The following is a 13,893-nucleotide window of genomic DNA, read 5'->3' on the forward strand; positions in this document are numbered from 1 at the left end:
CGCTCTTCACAAATATTGAGCCGCCCACAACTTGATTGCTTTGTCCTGCGCAGCACAGTTGCCTCCCGGATGGGAGGTAACGTCTTTGAAGGGTGCGATAAGAGCCGGATAAAGCCGTGAGGGGTACCTGGTGCTGAGCATCGGACAGGTTCTCACCCGTAGTTTTAGGCTACTGGCACAGCACCCCATTGGCATTGTCTGGTTGCTGATTCAAGCCCTCCTGGTCAGTATTTTTACCCTTGGCATCATGGCTGGACCCATGCAGGTAGGTGTCTATACCGTCCTGGTTCACTATGCCCGCACCGGCGCATGGAACCCCGAAGCCCTCTGGGGCAACACCACAAGGCACAACATAGTGGCCGGCATTGTGTTTGTAGCCAGTGCCCTGGCGGCGTTTGTGGCGGGCCTACCGGTTGCGGTGCCAGACCCCCTGCTGGCCTCGTTGCTAAGCTATCTGGGTCTGGTCGCCATCAACCTGCTGTGGTTTTACACCTTCCAGATTATGGCCGACGACGACCAGACCTGGCCCAGAGCCATCCGCAAAGGTTGGGACTTAATGCAACAGGGAGGACTGGGCAGCCATCTCCTGCTTATCGCCATCCTGGAATTGCTCATCCTGGTGTCCACGCTATCCACTTGGATACCTTTCCAGGTCGTGGTGTACCTGCTCCTGCTGGGTTTCTCCACAGTGGCCCGTGCGGTGGCCTACGTGCAGCTGGTGCCCCGGCGGGCGTTTGAGCCCTGAGCACCAGCCCACATACACACAAAAGCAGCTCTTATACCAGATTCGGTTAGTTCGTCGCCGAACGGTGACGAACTAACCCGACCGAAGGGATACGCTTTCTTCGCCGAGCGCAGCGAGGGGTGTGCTCTAGGATTCAAAAAGATAGCCTCTAAGCGCTTTTTGTTTGAAGATTATCTTTTTGAATCCGGTATTACTTATCGTATGGCTTGCCCACAGCTGCCGGTGGCCGGCTGCGGCCGATGAAGCCTGCCAGCACCAGCATCGTCAGGACAAACGGCAAGGCCTGTACGATGGTCGCGGGCAGAATATCGCCACCCTGAAGCTGGATGGCCAGGGCCTGGGCGAAGCCAAAGAGCAAAGTAGCCCCCAGCACACCCAGCGGATGCCACTTGCCGAAGATGAGCGCCGCCAGGGCAATAAAGCCCGCCCCTGCGCTCATGGCCCGGATAAACTGGTTCAGGAAGCCAATCGAGAGGTAGGCCCCGGCGATGCCCGCCAGCATGCCCGACAAAATAACTGCCGTGTAGCGCATGCGAATCACGTTCACGCCCATGGTCTCGGCTGCCTGGGGATGTTCACCCACAGCCCGCAGGCGCAAACCCCAGGGGGTTTTGAACAGCACCCACCACACCACCGGCACCAGCAAGAAAGCAATCAGTACAAGTATGGATACTTCGCCGCTACCGAAGGATATCAGCGGGAGACGATTCTTAACTTCTTGCGAAGTGGAGGTGTTGTTGTAGAGCACCTGCAAGACAATCGAGGGCGCCCCCAGGGCCGCGATGTTTATGGCCGTACCCGAGACAATCTGGTCGGCGCGGTACTTGATCGTGGCGATGGCGTGAATCAAGCCCACCAGACCCCCCACAATGGCCCCAACCAAAAGGCCCACCCAGGGAATCCAGAAGGCCTCGAGGCCCCCGGTCGCCACCTCGATTCGGTTTACGGTAATGGCAGCGGCCGCCGCACCGAACAAAATCATGCCCTCGAGGGCGATGTTAACCACCCCGCTACGCTCGGAAAACAAGCCGCCCAGCGCGGTCAGTAGCAGTGGCGTGGCCTGGCGCAAGGTCGAAAAAAAGAGCGCGATAACGATTTCCATAGACTAATCTCCTGCCACCGTCGCAGACTTGGCCTGACGGGCCTCTTGCTCAGCTTTGGCTTCGCTCTCGACCTGGGCTGCCCGCAAGGGGTCTGTAAAGTAGCGCGGCAAAAAGCCACCCACCGCTATGAACAAAATTATGAGCGCCTGCAAGACCTGGATAATCTGGTTGCTGATACCCAGCTGGGCGTTGAGGGAGACCCCTCCCGCCAGAAGCACCCCAAACAATGTGGCAGAAAGAAAAATACCCAGGGGCATGTTCTGACCCATCAAGGCCACCGCAATCCCATCGAAGCCCACGCTCGAGGGGATGGCAGTTTTGAGGCGATATGTACCGTCCATACCAGCCCCCAGCACGTAGTGGGTAGCAGCCAAACCCGCCAGAGCACCCGAGATGATCATGGTCAGGATTATCTTCCGCCTTAAGTTAACCCCCGCATATTCTGCGGCCTTGGGCGCCAGGCCGGTTGCCCGCAGCTCGTAGCCCCCCGCAGTACGAAAGAGGTAAAAGTTATAAAAGAGCAGGGCCAGAACGGCAATCAGGAAAGAGCCATTCAGGAGCTGCGAGGACAGGGCCGAGCTGATGGTCACAGGAATACCCGGCAACACCTGCCCCACCACATACCCCGCCACCAAAGCCACAAGGGCTGCCAGGAGCCGCTTACCAAGCTCGAGTCGCCGGGTGGCGTAATACACAGTGAGGGCAGCCACCACCGCAAGCGGCAGGGCCCAGGAAAAAGTGCTGTTGGGGGCGAAGATATTAATCATTAGGGGGATACGCCCACCCTCCTGAATCTCCTCGCTGCGGCCCTCGAAACCTTCGGCTTTGAAGGGTAGCCGCACCTTGTTACCAAAAAAACTGTACTCGTTGGCCGCCAACATAAACAGCAACACCGAAGCTGCGATGTAGTTCATCATGATGGTGTTGATGACCTCGTTGGCGCCAAAGCGGGCCTTGAGCCAGCCCACAATGCCGCCCCACAAAGCCCCACCCAGGGCCGCAGCCACAATGGCAGCCGGCAGCAGCAACCAGCCCGGTAGGGGCAGATACACCCCGGCCAGCATGGCAAAAAGCGCCCCAATGGTGAGCTGGCCGGGAGCCCCGATGTTAAAAAGTCCCGCCCGAAAGCCAAAGGCCACAGCCAGGCCGGTGAAGATCAGCGGGGTGGCAAAAGCCAGGCTGTTAAAGATGCCCGGCAAGGTCAGGATGGGGCTAAACAAAATTTGAAAGGTATAGGTGACCAGGTCGAGCTTTCCCGCGATCAGCTCGCGCAGCCCCAGACCCTCAACCCCCTGGGTGCCAAGCCCAGGCCGCAGGATGGCCACCACCACGGCACCCACCACCACGGCCAGCAGAAGCGAAACCACCGGAACCACCACCCCGCGCAGGCGCACCAAAAAGGCCAGCCCGCCCGGTAGTTGCATGCGGGCCACCAGCAAAAGCGTCAGGGAGTAAAACAACCCGGCATAGGCCCCCAGCGAAAGGGCGAAACGACGCAGCGGCGGACGCCGCGCCCCCGCCGCCAGGGCTGCATCGTTCACGGCAGTGATGGCTTGATAAAACAAAGCGGCCTCGAGGGCAAACAAAGCCAGCCCCACCCCCCCCAGAATGTAGAGAACCCTGGCGCGGGTTTCGGGGTTGGGCAAAAACACAGCCACACTAGCCGCCAAAAGCAGCGAGACCCATATCCCAAAAAACAACCCTAGCCAATCAAAGCGCAACCCCTCTGGCAGTGTAAGGCCTTTGGGGTTCATGGTCCCTAGCGGGTTGAGCAAGTAGCCAGTGCCATCAAACTCCCGCATAGGTACAGCCCAGGGGGACAGCATCATCAGCGCAAGCGCGATCACCCCCACAATTAAAAACAGGTACCTACCCATAAGTTCCTCAGAGCGGATTCTACACTGCAAAGCCATTTTGCGTAGCACGAACTCATTGAAGGCGCGAGCTTCTTGAGCTCAAAAACTACGGGAATTTCTACAATTATCTACCGATGCGGTGATAAACTTGTCAGGTGCAAGATTCGACGGAAGGCAAAGCCAAGGTCGTTCAGCAAATGTTTTCGGAAATAGCCCCACGCTACGACTTTCTGAACAGGGTGCTGTCTGCAGGTGTGGATCGCGTCTGGCGGTTGGCCGCAGTCAAGGCAGCTCTGGAGATAAGACCGGCCCGCATCCTCGACCTGGCCACCGGTACTGGCGACATCGCCCTATTGCTAAAAAAGGTTGCGCCCGAGGTAGAGGTTATCGGGGGCGACTTTGCTCTGCCCATGCTCGAGCTGGCCCGCCAAAAAGCCCAGCGAGCCGGCCTTGCCATCTCCTTTGTTGAAGCAGACGCCCTCCAACTGCCTTTCCCCGATGATCATTTCGATGCCGTAACCATTGCCTTTGGCTTTCGCAACTTTGCCGATTACAAAAAAGCACTGGCCGAGCTGTATCGGGTGCTTGCGCCAGGCGGGCGGCTATGTATTTTGGAGTTTCCTCCCCCGCCCCGTGGCGGCTTGGGTGCGCTATACCGCTTTTACTTCACCCGCATCCTGCCCTTAATTGGGGGGCTCATTTCGGGCAACGCTTCAGCCTATCGTTACCTACCCGATTCCGTGGAGCGCTTCCCAGATCCCCCAACCCTTGCTACCATGATGGCTCTGGCCGGTTTTAACACCCGCTACCAGCTTTTCACCGGCGGTATTACTGCCCTTCATATTGGCGACAAGCCTGCCCCCGCTAAGCCCACCCCGGCTGTTCGCACTGGAGAGTTTTACCCCGATGAACCATCCTGACCTGGCTTTTGAAATTGACCCACAGCGGCTGCTGCTGGAAGGCATGGAAACCGGCGCCCTGCCAGACCTGAAGCCGCTCGAGCTTGCACGTGAGTACGCCCAGGAGCTGGCCCAGGGGAGCGGAGGGGAAAACGAAATAGTGCGGTGGTGGCACAGCCCGGGCGGTTTTTACTACGAGTTCAAACAGTTTCCTGCTGCCTTTTATGGCCGCTCAGGTCTGGTTCAGGGTCAGTACCTGACACCCCAAGAAGCCCAGGTGCTGGTGTGGGATGCCCTGACTCGAGCCGACAAAGACCAGGCCGACCTCACCCTTTTTTACACCGCCAACCTCATGCAAAGCGACCAGGACTTTTTCATGGTCTATACCCTGGGTCAGATGCGTATCGAGCGGGGCGAAGCCCGCTACGCCCTCCCGCTGTTCATGCGCTTGAAGCTGCCGCAATACCTGCTGGTACTGTTCCGCAGCAATGACGAGTACCTGGTTTTCAAACTCCCGCAAGGGCAGCCTGTTTTATTGCAAATCCGCGCTTAGCACGCCCCCTCACTTCGCTCAGCGAAAGAGCCTCGCCCACGGGTGATATGAACCCCGCCTGAATCGTTCCGTTGGGGATTGTTGGAGCATCATCGTTTTTCAAGCTGTTGCCACCCGCGCTTCAGGCGGGGGCCCCAGAAAAAGAACAAATCAAATAAATTCCTTATGAGTAGACGCTTGAGCGGTGTCTGTTCACCCAAATTCGGTATTGCTGTGCAGGTACGGTTCATGATAGCAACCATCCCCTAAAACAAAAGGCAGGGGCCTATGCCCCTGCCTTTGGCCCAACTGGCCTTGCTTATCGCATCCTCGAGAGCGGCAAATGTGCCGTGCAGGACAAAGCAATCAAGTTGTGAGCGCTCTAGTGGCTGTGCTCTTTAGCGCTGTGCGCGTGGCCGTGCTCGAGCTCTTCCGGCGTTGCAGGCCGAACGGCTGTAAGGGTCACGTCGAAGTCGAGGGTCTCACCTGCCAGGGCATGGTTGAAATCAATGGTTACCTCGTTATCGTCCACGCTCAACACCGTAAAGGGCATGGGGTTGCCCTGGGGGTCTTCGGCGTAGAACATGGCCCCTTCCGCCAGCTCGGCATCTGCCGGAAAGGCTGCCCGATCCACGACCTGTACACCTTCTGGATCGTAAAGGCCGTAGCCCTTTTCGGGGGGTACAGAAACAACAACCCGATCGCCGGCTGACTTGCCCTCGAGGGCTTCCTCCAGACCCGCCACAATGTTGCGATGACCGTGCAGATAATCCAGCTCACCCTGGTCAATCAGCTCGTTCTCGACTTGCAGGGTATAACGAATGGTAACCACATTTCCTTTGCTTGCCGTCATAAAGGCTCCTCTCCATTCACAGAAACCATTCTTCGTTTCCGCGAGACAACCGAGTATAAAACATTCAGATGAAACAATCGTAAACCAAATCGGATCCCACCCGTAACCCCATGCCCTATGCTTAGGTCATGAACGTGGAAGACGTAATCGGAAAGACGCCGGTGGTTCGCCTCAAACGCCTGGTAGAGCCTGGCATGGCGGAAGTTTGGGTGAAGCTCGAGGGCAACAACCCCGGCGGCTCCATCAAAGACCGCACCGCCTGGTATCTGATCAAAGACGCCGAAGAGCGCGGCATCCTGAAGCCGGGCTCGGGGCAGCTCATTGTGGAGCCCACCAGCGGTAACACCGGCATCGGCCTGGCCATGGTAGCGGCCAGTCGGGGCTACAAGCTCATTCTGACCATGCCGGCTCAGATGTCGGAAGAACGCAAGCGCATCCTCAAAGCCTATGGGGCCGAGCTGGTGCTAACCGACCCCAGCCGCCGGATGCTGGCCGCCATTGAGGAGGCCAACCGCATCGTGGCCGAGCAGGGGGCCTTCATGCCCAACCAGTTCGACAACCCCGCCAACCCCAGGGCCCACTACGAGACCACCGGCCCCGAAATTTTCCAGCAGATGGAGGGTCGGCTGGATGCCTTCGTGTATGGCTCGGGTACAGGGGGCACCATTATGGGGGTAGGCAAGTACCTGCGCGAGCGGCTGCCCAACATCCAGATCATCGCCTGCGAACCCCGCCGCAGCAATGTGCTTTCGGGCGGCCAGATGGGCTCGCATCAGTTTCAGGGCATGGGGCCTGGCTTTATCCCGCCCAACCTGGATGTGAAGATGCTGGACCAGGTAATTCAGGTGCTGGAGGAAGACGCTTTCCCCCTGGCTAAGCCGCTGGCCCGCCAGGAAGGTCTTTTTGTGGGGATGAGTGCCTGCGGGATGATCTGGGCTGCCCTGCAGGTCGCCCGGAAACTTGGGCCCGGCAAAAGGGTACTGACCATCGCCTGCGACTCGGGCATGAAATACCTCTCAACGCCCCTCTTTGCAGACGCAGAGGGCGGTGTCTAGTCCAGGGGGGTGTGGGCTTCACCGGGCAGCAGGATGTGGCTGCGGAAAGGTGCATTCAAGCTTTGATTTGCGCTGGATGCAGGCTACACTGGCTGTTAGATGGCCAGGGCTTCTATTCAATATCGCTGTATCGAGTGCGGGTACAAATCGGTAAAGGAGCTTGGGCGCTGCCCAAACTGTGGGGCCTGGGACAGTTTTAAGGAAGAAGCACCCCCGCCCAAGCCCGGCGCGGCCCCAGGTAAGGCCGGGCTGTCGCGGCCCCTGCCCAACCCGGCTGCGCTGACCCGCCTGGCGGATGTGTCTGAGGGTGGGGAGGTTCGCTTCTCGAGCCGCATGGGAGAACTTGACCGGGTGCTGGGTGGGGGGTTCGTGCCGGGCGAGGTGCTCCTGTTGGGCGGTGAGCCAGGGGTGGGCAAAAGCACCCTTTTGCTGCAGGTCGCACAAAAGATGCTGGAAATGGGCAAGCGGGTGGTTTACCTGGCCGGAGAGGAGTCGCCCGGCCAGATTCGCCTGAGGGCCAGGCGGCTGGGAATATCGGGGGAGCTCGAGCTGCTGCGGGAAACTGGACTGGATGCTATGCTCGCCACCCTCGAGGCCGCCCCACCCGACTTCCTGGTGGTGGACTCCATTCAAACCATCGAAACCACCGCCTCCCCGGGTTCGCTGGTGGCGGTTCGCGACGCCACCGCGGCCCTGACCCGCTTTGCCAAACACCACCAGGTAACCACCGTGCTGGTCGGACACGTCACCAAAGAGGGCATCGTGGCCGGGCCCAAGGTAATTGAGCACGTGGTGGACGCCACACTATACCTGGAGACGGCCGGCAACTTCAGGGTTTTGCGCTCCAGCAAAAACCGCTTCGGGCCGGTGGGCGAAATGGGCGTCTTTACCATGATTCATGAGGGCATGGAGGAAGTCGCCAACCCCTCGGCAGCCTTTCTGGCCGAGCGTCCGGTGGGCGCTCCGGGTTCGGTGGTGGCCCTGAGCCTCTCGGGCGAGCGGGCGCTGGCCCTGGAAGTACAAGCCCTGGCCGCCCGCACACCCTTTCCGGCTCCCCGCCGGGTTTCACAAGGCCTGGACAGCCGCCGGGTAGACGTGGTGCTGGCGGTGTTGGAGCGCAGGCTCAACCTGCCTTTGGGAAACCTGGACATCTACGTCAATCTGGCCGGTGGTCTGCGGGTCTTCGACCCAGGGCTGGATTTGGCTGTGGGCCTGGCAGTGTATTCTGCTGTGGTAGGCCGTCCACTTCCCCCCGATGTGGCGGTGGTGGGCGAGGTGGGATTGGCTGGGGAGTTGCGCAGCGTGGAGGGCCTCGAGCGTCGTCTACGCGAAGGTCAGCGGGCGGGCTTTAAAGAGCTGGTACATCCGCCCCATTTCAAAAGCCTGGAGGCTGCGGTAAGCAAGTTTCTATGAGTATGGCGCGCTGGATTTTGTACGCACTGTTTGCCTATTTGGGCTACCAGGCAGGGGTGTGGCTCGAGGTCAACAACCTCATCGGAAGCAGCCCGCTGGGTAGCCTGACCAGCTTGAACCGCCTGTACCTGGGGGTGGTGGGCCTTCTGGTGGGTTTTTTGCTCATACCCCGCCTGACAGACTGGGCCCAGCAGCGCTGGGAGCACACCCAGGCCTGGTTGAAGCGCCTCCCACCCGAGATTCCCGTTGCCATCACGGTGGCTTCAGGTCTGGGGCTTCTCTTGGCGGTGCTGCTCACCAACCTGTTGAACCAGATTCCGGGCTTTTCCGCCATTCACTCGCTGATTATTGCTGCGGTGCTGGTCAGCTCACTTTCGGCTTTTGCCATTGTCAATCGGGAGTATTTCCGGCTGGCCCGCCCGTCCGCCCACCCGCCCAAGATCCGAGGGGGCAAGGTACTCGATACCTCGGTGCTGATCGATGGGCGCATCGGGGATGTGGCCGAGATGGGATTCCTGGAGGGCCCGCTGTTTGTACCTCGGCAGGTGTTGCGCGAACTTCAGCAATTTGCCGACTCCGCCGAGGCCCAGAAACGCGCCAAGGGCCGCCGGGGCCTAGACACCCTCGAGCGCCTCAAGCTTAGTGTGGGGCTCGAGGTGCTCGATAGCACCGAGACCGATGAACCCGTGGACGACCAGATTCTGGCCGAAGCCAAAAGGCTGGGCGCAGCCCTAGTCACCAACGACCATGCCCTGGCCCAGCTTTCCCGCATCTACGGGGTCAAGACGCTCTCGGTGCAGGCGTTGGCCTCGGCCCTGCGGGCCCCCCTGCAGCAAGGCGACACCCTGAACATCACCATCGTGAAGGAGGGCAAGGAACCCGGCCAGGGGGTGGGCTACCTGGAGGATGGCACCATGGTGGTGGTGGACGATGCCATTCCATTTCGCGGCAAGGAAGTGGGGGTAGTTATCACCCAGTCCATTCAAACCCAGGTCGGTCGGCTGCTGTTTGGCAAGCTCCAAACCGAGGACAATGCGCGTCCTGACCCCAAAGCCCAGCGGCAGTAAAAGACCTAGCCAACACCCTCCCCACACCGCGCAAGCGCTTCCAGCGCCATGCAGGGTCGGTGCTTTTACGGGTTCAGGATAAACTGTAGTCAATGCCCTACCGCGTACCCAAAAGCCGACTTCTCCCGCCCCGCACCGCGCGGGAGGTGGAGCGGCTGCGGCTGCTGGAGCGCCTGCGGCAAGGGTTTGCGAAAAGTCCAGTGCTGGTGCTGGCTGCCGGAGCCGGGTATGGCAAGTCCACCCTGCTCTCGAGCCTCCCCGCCCTCTGGCTCACCCTGGGCGAAGACTGCTCCGACCCGGTGGTTCTGGGCTGGCATCTGGTCGAGGTCTATCGGCCCCGGCTGGGCGATGCGCTGGAAGGGGTGGCAGCGGCGCTCGAGCGCGGGGCCTGGGCCGTAGCCGGCGAGCTTATGCTCGAGTGCCTGAGCGACCAACCAGGACATATCCTGGTAATGGATGAAGCCCAGCGGGCCGCAAGCCGCCAGGCCGTGGCCCTACTACGAACCCTGGCCCAGGTGCCGGGCTTGCACATGGCCCTGCTAACCCGCCGGGCCGCGCCCTGGGAGGTGCTGGGACAGGTGCTGGACGAAAGCGAGCTGGCCTTTGACCCCGCCGAGTCTTTGCAGCTGGGCCAATATATCGCCCCCGAGCTGAGCGCTTTCGAGGTCGAGCAGGCCCACAGCCTGGTACGCGGCTGGCCGCTGGGGCTGCGGCTTTTGTTGCGGGCCATGCAGCGGGGCGCCAAACCCGAGGAGGCTTTCTACGCCCATCCCGACCCGGCTGGCCTGCTGGTTTATTTGCTGCCCGCCCTGCCTGAGGAAGTGCTTAAGCTGGCCGCAAAGGCCAGTGTGCTGGGCGAGGTGGGACCCGAGGAGGCTGCCTGGGTAGGAGGGCTCGAGGCCCTGCAACCCTATGCCCCAGACCTGCTGCTGGAGCACGTGGGGGGGCGCACCCGTTTTCACCCCCTGGTGCGGGCAGCCCTGATGAGTCTGCTTGAGCCCGATGAGGTGCGCAAGCTGCTGGCAAAAGCCGCAGAGCTGGCCCTGGAGCGGGGAGAAGAGGTGCAGGCAGCGGGATACCTCCTGGAAGCCGGGCGGCTGGGCCACGCCGCCGACCTGCTGCAAAGGCAGGGGGAGGCCTGGCTGGCTCGAGGACTTACCTACACTGTGCTGGCGCTGCTCGAGCGCCTTCCCGAAACCCTGCGCGCCACCCGTCCCACTTTGCGTTTTTTGCACGGAGAGGCCTTGCGGCAGGCCGGACGTTACACCGAGGCCGAAGCCGTGTACCAGCAGGCGCTGCAGGCGGGTGTAGAGCAGGCCCTGCTGGGCTTATCAAGGCTTTATCTGGACACCGTAGAGCCAGCCAAAGCCCAGGGTTATCTGCTGGCCGCTCGAGTGCGCTTTCCCAGCGAGGTCGAAGGCCTTTGGGCCGAAAATCTGCTCAACTCCGGGCGGGTAGAAGAGGCCCAGGCCCTCGGCCTGCAAGGCCCCCGGGTCTGGCTGCGCAGCGGCCAGCCCGAGCGAGCCCTGGCCGAGCTACGCCGCTGGGAAAAGGGCTCCACCGCCCGCGCGCCACAGAACCACCGCGAGGGAACCTTGCTGCTAGCACTTCTGGAGGCGATTGCGGGCGATGCCAGGGCTGCCGAACAAGCCGCCCATCGGGGCCGCCGCGAAGGCGAGACCCTGGGCAGCCCGTTCGTGGTAGCGCTGGCCGAAGCCCGGCTCGGACACGCGCTGTTGGCGCAAAACCGCTGGAGCGAGGCCGCCGAAGCCTATCAGCGGGCGCTTTCGCTCTCACATGGAGGGCCGGCCCGCCTGCAGGTGGAACCCCTGGGCGGGCGGGCTGCGCTCGGCGAGGCCCGGGCCTTTGAGGAGATGGTGCGGCAGGCCCGTGAGGCCGGGGATGCCTGGGTCGAGGCCTTCATGACCCTGGTTGCGGCCCAGGCCCACCTGCGGCGGGGGCAGCCCTTTAGCCTGCCTGCACTGCCAGGGCTGGAAGACCCCTTTTTGCGAGCCCTGGCTGACAACTATCCCTGGCAGGCCGACCAGGAAGGCTTGTTGCTACGCTACCCCTTCCTGAGCCAACCCACCCTCTTTGCCCCGCCGCTTCACCGCAGCCGCAGGCTCTTGTGGGAGGCTGGCCGGCTCTCGCTGCCCTATCATCCGGGGGTTGCGGTAGAGATACGGGCCCTGGGCGGCCTCGAGGTCTGGGTGAACCACCAGGAGGTACGGTTCAAACGGGAAAAGGCCCGGATATTGCTCGGCCTACTTTTGCTGCGTGAATGGAGCAAGGAAGCCCTGCTCGAGGCCCTGCAGGTTTCCGACGGGGAGTTTCGCGTGCTGTGGTCGGAGCTCTTGGGGGCCCTGGAGCCGGGCCGTCCGCCCCGGGCTCAGGGCTACTTCCTCAAGCCCTACGCCCTGAACCGGGTGCCCGAGCTGTGGGTAGACCTCTGGCACACAGACCAGGAAGGACAGCCCCCCTTCGAGGGGCTGGATCACCCCGAGTTCGAGTACTACCAGGCCGCCTGGCTGCAAGGGTTAGTAAAGCGCTACCGCCACAGCGAGGCCCCAGCCGACTGGCTCCGGGGGCTCAGGCTGGAGCCCTTGGACGAAGAGCTTTACCTAAGGCTTTTGAAAACGGAGCTGGCTTCCGAGGCCCGTCTGCTTCGGCAAACAGCCTTACGGGAGCTCGAGCTCGAGGCCTAGGTGTCTCCATCAAATCCTTCAAATACGCCCAATTTTGGTTCTTTGCAAAAGGCTTCATCGTACCAATCAGGAAAAAAGCTGTTTCGAACGTATTTTTTGCCCCAGGGAGTGGCAGCAAAAACAGCCAAGGCTGCAATAAAGTTCACGCTTCTAAGCCACCTTGCTTCTAACCTCGAGCCGTGGTTCGCTCTGCGCTCATTGCCCTGGTAACCATTGTGGTGTTTTCGGTCTTCCTGTCCACACGCCCCATTCCAAGCCCAGCTATACCCAACCGGGGGGTTAAGTTGGAAAATGTCCAGCTTACCCTTTACCCCGAGCAAGATCCCAAAGCCCGCTGGGAGTTCAGAGCGAGCCAGGTCGAACAAGACCCCGGCACCCGTGAGGCCAAAGTAACCGGCCTGCAATCGGGAAGGCGCTATGTCGAAGACCGGCTGGATATGCGGCTCGCCGCACCGGAGGTGGTCATAGATCGTAGCGATAACCTGCGGGTTCCCTATGCCAGGGTAGAGATTCTCAAAGGCTGCTACACCGTCGACCTGGGCAAGCCGGGCGAGGCGCCGGTTACGATAGACCAGCGCGAGGGCTTTCGTGCCCCAAGCGTCCACATCACCGCACCCAGCCTGGAAGTGCGGGGCAAGGACTTTAGAAGCGATTTTGGTATCGAGAACCCCAGTTGGCGCGACCCCATCGAGAAATTTATCTCTGGTGGGGAACAGCCGCCCTGTCCTATCGAAGGTGGTAGTTCATGAAACGTCTAGCATGGCTTCTTTTTCTACTAGCACTGGCAGTACTGGCCCAGAGCAAAGAACAGCGCATCATCACCATCGAAGCACCTGGTGGGCAACGCTCAGGCAACCTGCGCAACGGCCCCTGGGTCTACGAAGGCGGTAAACCGGGCGGGGTAATAGGTAGGGTAAAAGACCTCGAGATCAACGCCACCCGGGCCATCCTGGAAGCCCCCCAGGGCAAAACCATGCAGGAGGCCGAGGGTGAGCGGGTGGCCTCCTTCGAGGGTAGTGTGGTGGTCAAGCGCGACCGCATGACGGCCAGCGGCCCCAAGCTGGTCTACCGCGAGTCCAGTGGGCGCGGCACCCTCGAGGGCAACGCCCGTATGCGCCAGGAACCACGGGACAAAAACAGCGATCCGGTAGAGGTTACCGCCCCCGTCATGACCTTCGACGTTGACACCAATATCTCAAGCAGTGAAGGTGGCGTAACCCTCAAGAATGGCCGCCAGGAAGGGCGCTCGGAGACGGTGTACTACGAAGAAGACCGCGGCCTGGCGGTCTTTGGCGATGCCAAAGAAGTGGTGCTGCTGCGCAAGCGCGAGGGCAAGGGCGACCTGGTGATTCGGGCCAAAGAAATCCGCAGCCTGACCGACGAGAAGCGCCTGCTGGCCACCGGCGGGGTGACCCTGGTAGACGGTGACATCACCACCACCGGGGCCAGCCTGGTCTACAACGACAACACCGGCGAGGCCACCATTGTGGCGGGTCGGGTGGGCAACCAAAATGTACCGGCCCGCAGTGTGAACGCCAAGGAGCGGGCCACTTTGTCGGGCAACTCGCTTCTGCACAACGTCAACCGTTCGCAGGTGCGGGTGCTGGCCCAGGCACCCCGGCTGCCGGTAAACGACTTCCGCAAGCTGGGCGAGCAATAATAAGT

13 protein-coding genes are annotated in these 13,893 nt (G+C 61.2%); 9 read left to right on the forward strand and 4 right to left on the reverse strand.

All coding sequences use genetic code 11. The features are described from left to right. The first annotated feature begins 130 nt into the window (after window positions 1–130). Window positions 131–745 (forward strand): hypothetical protein, encoded by a 615-nt coding sequence (locus tag Q355_RS0114110; protein ID WP_027878369.1) that lies wholly within the window; start codon window positions 131–133, stop codon window positions 743–745. A gap of 190 nt (window positions 746–935) precedes the next feature. On the opposite strand, the gene Q355_RS0114115 is transcribed toward Q355_RS0114110, so the two are convergent. Together Q355_RS0114115 and Q355_RS0114120 are read right to left on the reverse strand one after the other, a co-directional pair. Continuing rightward, entirely contained in the window at window positions 936–1,847 is a 912-nt protein-coding gene (locus Q355_RS0114115) for an ABC transporter permease (protein WP_027878370.1), read from the reverse strand. 3 nt (window positions 1,848–1,850) lie between these two features. Beyond that, the gene (locus Q355_RS0114120) at window positions 1,851–3,725 is read right to left on the reverse strand and encodes an ABC transporter permease (RefSeq protein WP_027878371.1); all 1,875 of its coding nucleotides are present in this window, start codon (window positions 3,723–3,725) and stop codon (window positions 1,851–1,853) included. Between the two features lie 134 nt (window positions 3,726–3,859). Between Q355_RS0114120 and ubiE the strand changes: the two genes are divergently transcribed. Both ubiE and Q355_RS0114130 read left to right on the forward strand, forming a co-directional pair. Continuing rightward, window positions 3,860–4,624, forward strand: a complete 765-nt coding sequence (gene ubiE / locus Q355_RS0114125; protein WP_027878372.1) for a bifunctional demethylmenaquinone methyltransferase/2-methoxy-6-polyprenyl-1,4-benzoquinol methylase UbiE — start codon at window positions 3,860–3,862, stop codon at window positions 4,622–4,624. Then, window positions 4,611–5,156 carry a hypothetical protein gene (locus tag Q355_RS0114130; protein WP_027878373.1) on the forward strand — a complete coding sequence of 182 codons (546 nt, stop codon included), beginning with the start codon at window positions 4,611–4,613 and terminating at the stop codon, window positions 5,154–5,156. Before ubiE ends, Q355_RS0114130 begins: the two co-directional genes overlap by 14 nt. Before the next feature lie 361 nt (window positions 5,157–5,517). Here the strand turns inward: Q355_RS0114130 and Q355_RS0114135 are convergent, their stop codons facing one another. After that, window positions 5,518–5,988 carry an FKBP-type peptidyl-prolyl cis-trans isomerase gene (locus Q355_RS0114135; RefSeq protein ID WP_027878374.1) on the reverse strand — a complete coding sequence of 157 codons (471 nt, stop codon included), beginning with the start codon at window positions 5,986–5,988 and terminating at the stop codon, window positions 5,518–5,520. A 128-nt stretch (window positions 5,989–6,116) separates the two neighbouring features. Here Q355_RS0114135 and cysK point away from each other — a divergent pair, with 128 nt between their 5' ends. The 4 genes from cysK to Q355_RS0114155 all read left to right on the forward strand — a co-directional run bounded on the left by cysK (window position 6,117) and on the right by Q355_RS0114155 (window position 12,228). Beyond that, window positions 6,117–7,043: a cysteine synthase A gene (cysK, locus tag Q355_RS0114140; RefSeq protein WP_027878375.1), complete on the forward strand. Its 927-nt coding sequence runs from the start codon at window positions 6,117–6,119 to the stop codon at window positions 7,041–7,043. 99 nt (window positions 7,044–7,142) lie between these two features. Further along, window positions 7,143–8,456, forward strand: a complete 1,314-nt coding sequence (gene radA / locus Q355_RS0114145) for a DNA repair protein RadA (protein ID WP_027878376.1) — start codon at window positions 7,143–7,145, stop codon at window positions 8,454–8,456. Further along, the gene (locus Q355_RS0114150; protein ID WP_027878377.1) at window positions 8,453–9,523 is read left to right on the forward strand and encodes a PIN/TRAM domain-containing protein; all 1,071 of its coding nucleotides are present in this window, start codon (window positions 8,453–8,455) and stop codon (window positions 9,521–9,523) included. Before radA ends, Q355_RS0114150 begins: the two co-directional genes overlap by 4 nt. 92 nt (window positions 9,524–9,615) lie before the next feature. Beyond that, window positions 9,616–12,228 (forward strand): tetratricopeptide repeat protein, encoded by a 2,613-nt coding sequence (locus tag Q355_RS0114155; RefSeq protein ID WP_027878378.1) that lies wholly within the window; start codon window positions 9,616–9,618, stop codon window positions 12,226–12,228. Here Q355_RS0114155 and Q355_RS16820 read toward each other — a convergent pair. After that, entirely contained in the window at window positions 12,225–12,374 is a 150-nt protein-coding gene (locus Q355_RS16820) for a hypothetical protein (RefSeq protein ID WP_156941939.1), read from the reverse strand. The two genes, Q355_RS0114155 and Q355_RS16820, sit on opposite strands and share 4 nt — an antisense overlap. Before the next feature lie 33 nt (window positions 12,375–12,407). Between Q355_RS16820 and Q355_RS0114160 the strand changes: the two genes are divergently transcribed. Beyond that, on the forward strand, window positions 12,408–12,977 hold the full coding sequence (locus Q355_RS0114160) for a hypothetical protein (protein WP_027878379.1): 570 nt from the start codon (window positions 12,408–12,410) through the stop codon (window positions 12,975–12,977). Continuing rightward, a complete protein-coding gene (locus Q355_RS0114165; protein ID WP_027878380.1) occupies window positions 12,974–13,888 on the forward strand; it encodes an LptA/OstA family protein in 915 nt (304 codons plus the stop codon). Before Q355_RS0114160 ends, Q355_RS0114165 begins: the two co-directional genes overlap by 4 nt. Window positions 13,889–13,893 lie beyond the last annotated feature (5 nt).

The organism is Meiothermus cerbereus DSM 11376, from assembly GCF_000620065.1.
GTDB lineage: Bacteria > Deinococcota > Deinococci > Deinococcales > Thermaceae > Meiothermus > Meiothermus cerbereus.

Excerpts from the sequence above, each read along its gene's own strand:
- Q355_RS0114120 (WP_027878371.1), bottom strand. The coding sequence starts at position 3,725 with ATGGGTAGGTACCTGTTTTTAATTGTGGGGGTGATCGCGCTTGCGCTG.
- Q355_RS0114135 (WP_027878374.1), bottom strand. The coding sequence starts at position 5,988 with ATGACGGCAAGCAAAGGAAATGTGGTTACCATTCGTTATACCCTGCAA.
- Q355_RS0114130 (WP_027878373.1), top strand. The coding sequence starts at position 4,611 with ATGAACCATCCTGACCTGGCTTTTGAAATTGACCCACAGCGGCTGCTG.
- Q355_RS0114150 (WP_027878377.1), top strand. The coding sequence starts at position 8,453 with ATGAGTATGGCGCGCTGGATTTTGTACGCACTGTTTGCCTATTTGGGC.
- Q355_RS0114165 (WP_027878380.1), top strand. The coding sequence starts at position 12,974 with ATGAAACGTCTAGCATGGCTTCTTTTTCTACTAGCACTGGCAGTACTG.
- Q355_RS0114155 (WP_027878378.1), top strand. The coding sequence starts at position 9,616 with ATGCCCTACCGCGTACCCAAAAGCCGACTTCTCCCGCCCCGCACCGCG.
- Q355_RS0114115 (WP_027878370.1), bottom strand. The coding sequence starts at position 1,847 with ATGGAAATCGTTATCGCGCTCTTTTTTTCGACCTTGCGCCAGGCCACG.
- cysK (WP_027878375.1), top strand. The coding sequence starts at position 6,117 with ATGAACGTGGAAGACGTAATCGGAAAGACGCCGGTGGTTCGCCTCAAA.
- radA (WP_027878376.1), top strand. The coding sequence starts at position 7,143 with ATGGCCAGGGCTTCTATTCAATATCGCTGTATCGAGTGCGGGTACAAA.